Source organism: Micromonospora sp. NPDC003776 (assembly GCF_053605645.1).
Genome location: NZ_JBSGJR010000643.1, coordinates 1 through 3,597, shown reverse-complemented (window position 1 = coordinate 3,597; position 3,597 = coordinate 1). Strand labels below are relative to the sequence as shown.

General features: G+C 76.7%; 4 protein-coding genes. All 4 read right to left on the bottom strand.

Annotation, left to right across the window (positions count from 1 at the left end; translation table 11 throughout):
• Positions 1 to 60: 60 nt before the first annotated feature.
• Positions 61 to 1,017, bottom strand: coding sequence for an ABC transporter permease (locus ACWEVO_RS32540; protein WP_452311275.1), 957 nt, complete (start codon positions 1,015 to 1,017; stop codon positions 61 to 63).
• Positions 1,018 to 1,022: 5 nt separating this feature from the next.
• Positions 1,023 to 1,784: an ABC transporter ATP-binding protein gene (locus tag ACWEVO_RS32535; protein WP_452311274.1), complete on the bottom strand. Its 762-nt coding sequence runs from the start codon at positions 1,782 to 1,784 to the stop codon at positions 1,023 to 1,025.
• 146 nt (positions 1,785 to 1,930) lie between these two features.
• Positions 1,931 to 2,596, bottom strand: coding sequence for a response regulator (locus ACWEVO_RS32530; RefSeq protein ID WP_452311273.1), 666 nt, complete (start codon positions 2,594 to 2,596; stop codon positions 1,931 to 1,933).
• Positions 2,593 to 3,597 (bottom strand): sensor histidine kinase (locus ACWEVO_RS32525; protein WP_452311272.1); only part of this gene is annotated, 1,005 nt, incomplete at its 5' end. The genes ACWEVO_RS32530 and ACWEVO_RS32525, both read right to left, overlap by 4 nt.

Sequence of the window (3,597 nt, the reverse complement as noted above, 5' to 3'; positions counted from 1 at the left end):
TATCGGCGGCGGCGCGTACATCGGCTTCGACCGGATCCGTAACCACTTCGTCACCCCCGACTACGACGGCCCCGGCACCGGCGAGGCGCTCGTCGCCGCCGCCTCCAGCAGCGTGGCCCGGAAGATCTGGCCCCGGGTGGCGCCGACCAGCCGCAGCAGGGCGGTGCGCCGGGTGCGCTGGGCCAGCACGATGGCGAAGGTGTTGGCGATGACGAACCCGGAGACCACCACGGCCACCACCGCGAAGGCGAGCAGGAAGGTGGTGAACTGCCGCAGGTCGCGGACAGCGTCCTCGACCGCCTCGTCGAGAATCTGCCGCCGGTCCTTGACCGTCACGTCGGCGCCGAGCGCCGCGCGGACCCGCTCGACCAGCGCGGCCCGGTCCACCCCGGGCCGGGCGGCGACGAGGATCCGGTCGTAACCGCGCAGGCCGGTCACGGCGAGCGCGTCGGGGCCGGCCAGCCCGATGTACGGGCCACCGACGTCGCGCGAGGTGCCGGCCACGTCGACGGTGCCCACCAGGGTGTACGGCCGCGCGGCACCGGTGGCGCCGCCGACCCGGACCGGGGACCCGAGTCGGAAGCGCTGCGCGGCGACGGTGGCCTCGTCGAGGACCACCTCCCCCGGCCCGGCCGGCAGCCGCCCGGTCACCACCCGGTACGACTGCACGCCCGGGTCGGCGGGGATCGCGGCGAGCACGGCGTACCCGAGCACCGGCCGGCCGTCCGCCCCGGTCACGCCGCCCGAGCCGACCAGCTCGCCTCCGGCCGCGGCCACCCCGTCGACGACCCGTACCCGGTCGAGCAGGGCCGGCGGCAGCGGCTTGTCGTCGCGCCCGTAGACGGCGAGGTCGGTGTGCCGGTCGAAGACACCGGCCTTGGCGTACGCGCCGGCGCGCATGCCGTCGGCGAACATCAGGGTCCCGGCCACGAAGGCCACCCCGAGGACGATCGCCAGCGCGGAGAGGAGCAGGCGCAGCCCGTCGGCGCGGAGCTGGCGCAGGGTGAGGCGGAACATCGCGGTCACCGCCCCACCGGCTGCGGCTCGAGGCGGGCGAGCGCGTCGAGGACCCCGGCGGCGGTCGGCGCGTGCAGCTCGTCGACCAGTCGGCCGTCGGCGAGGAAGACCACCCGGTCGGCGTGGGCGGCCGCCACCGGATCGTGGGTGACCATCACCACGGTCTGGCCGAGCGTGTCGACCGCCTCGCGCAGCAGCCGGAGCACCTCCGCCCCGGACCGGCTGTCCAGGTTGCCGGTCGGCTCGTCGGCGAAGATCACCCAGGGCCGGGTGATCAGCGCCCGGGCCACCGCGACCCGTTGCTGCTGGCCGCCGGAGAGCTCGGCGGGGCGATGCCCGAGGCGGTCGGTCAGGCCGACCGCGGCCACCACCCGGCGCAGCCAGGCGGGGTCCGGCCGTCGGCCGGCGATGGCCAGCGGCAGCACGATGTTCTCCTCGGCGGTGAGGGTCGGCAGCAGGTTGAACTTCTGGAAGACGAAGCCGATCCGGTCCCGGCGCAGCAGGGTGAGCCGGCGGTCGTCGAGCCGGGCGAGTTCGGCGTCGCCGATCCGCACCGACCCGGACGAGGGCGCGTCGAGCCCGGCCAGGCAGTGCAGCAGGGTCGACTTGCCGGAGCCGGACGGCCCCATCACGGCGGTGAACCGGCCGGCGGCGAGGTCCAGGTCGACGCCGTCGAGGGCGACCACCCGGGACTGCCCCGAGCCGTACTCCTTGCGCAGGTGACGGGTGGTGACGGCGGCACCGGTGGTGGTGGCGGTTGCGGACACGGGGTCCTCCTGTCGGACACGGTCAGGTTCGTTTCCGACGCTAGGTCCGGCACCCCGTCATCGATCTCCACCTGCGCGCTCGACCTCGGTACGCCCCGGGTCGCCCCCGACCGGGTGGACCCCTACGACCCGGGTCGTACGCCGGCTCACCCGCCCGGGGTGACCAGCCCGCTCTCGTACGCCAGCACCACGGCCTGGACCCGGTCGCGCAGCTGCAGCTTGGCCAGGATCCGGCCGACGTGGGTCTTCACCGTCGCCTCGGCGACGTGCACCCGGGCGGCGATCTCGGCGTTGGACAGCCCCTGCGCGACCAGCAGCAGCACCTCCCGCTCCCGCTCGGTGAGCTGGGCGAGCCGCGGGTCCTCGGTGGGGCCGGGGCCGAGCTGGCCGGCGAAGCGGTCGAGCAGCCGGCGGGTGATCGACGGGGCCACCACCGAGTCGCCCTCGGCGACCACCCGGATCGCCGCGAGGAGTTCCTCCGGCGGCACGTTCTTGAGCAGGAAGCCGCTGGCACCGGCGCGCAGCGCGGCGAACGCGTCCGCCTCGGTGTCGAACGTGGTGAGCACCAGCACCCGGGGCCGGCCGCCGGTCGACCGGGCGCAGATCCGGCGGGTCGCCTCCACCCCGTCCATGGTCGGCATGCGCAGGTCCATCACGACCACGTCGGCCTCGACCCGGTCCAGCACGCGCAGCGCGTCGGCGCCGTCGATCGCCTCGCCGACCACCGCCAGGTCGGCCTGGGAGTCGAGCACCATCCGGAACCCGGCCCGGACCAGCGCCTGGTCGTCGACGATCACCACACGGACGGTCATGCTCGCTTCTCCTCCTCCGGACCGGCTGCCGACGGTAGCGGCAGGCGGGCCTCCACCCGCCATCCCCCCGCCAGGGTGGGGCCGGCGGTGAGGCGGCCCTCGTACACCCCGACCCGCTCCCGCATGCCGACCAGGCCGTGCCCGCCGGACGGCGCCGGGCGGACCACCGGCCGGCCGCGCCCGTCGTCGACGGCCCGGACCACGACGGCGGCCGGGGACCAGTCGAGGCTCAGCGTCACCGAGGCGCCCACCCCGGCATGCTTGAGCGCGTTGGTCAGCGACTCCTGCACCACCCGGTACGCGGCGTGGTCCACCGGCCCCGGCAGCGGGCGGGCGTCCCGATGGTCGCGCAGCTCGACGGTGAGCCCGGCGGCGCGCACCGCGGCCAGCAGTTCGGGCAGCCGGTCCAGCCCGGCGTCGCGGGCGGGGGCCCGCGCGGCGGCGGGGGGGCGGCGCCCGGGCCGGGGGGGGCCCCCCCCGGGCACGGGCGCCGGGGCGGGGGCGCGGGGGGCGGGGAGCGCGGCCCGCACCTGGTCGGGCTCCCGGTCGAGCTGGCGCAGCGCGGCGGCGGACTGCACCGTGATGGTGGCCAGGGCGTGTCCGACGGTGTCGTGCACCTCCCGGGCGATCCGCAGCCGCTCCTCGCCGACCCGGCGGCGGGCCTCCTGGTCGCGTTCCCGGTCGGCGGCGGCGAGCCGCAGCCGGACCTCCTCGGCGTAGGCGCGGCGGCTGCGGACCAGCGCGCCGAGCAGCAGCGCCACCGCGACCACCGCCACCTGCGGCAGGAACACCACGAGGGTGTCCAGCGGCGGCAGGCCCCGGCGGATGCTCACGTCGGAGCCGGCGGCGAGGAAGAACACCGGCACCGGCAGGGCCCGCCACACGTGCCCGGCGAGCGCCGCGTCGTACAGCGGCACGGCCAGGACCAGGGCGGGCGGGAAGCCCGGGTAGCCGAGCGCGTAGAACGCCAGCAGCGCGGCCGAGACCAGGTAGAGCGCCAC

What these genes read in the sequence shown, in the direction of transcription:
- ACWEVO_RS32540 (WP_452311275.1), bottom strand. Translation starts at nt 1,017, where the DNA reads ATGTTCCGCCTCACCCTGCGCCAGCTCCGCGCCGACGGGCTGCGCCTG.
- ACWEVO_RS32530 (WP_452311273.1), bottom strand. Translation starts at nt 2,596, where the DNA reads ATGACCGTCCGTGTGGTGATCGTCGACGACCAGGCGCTGGTCCGGGCC.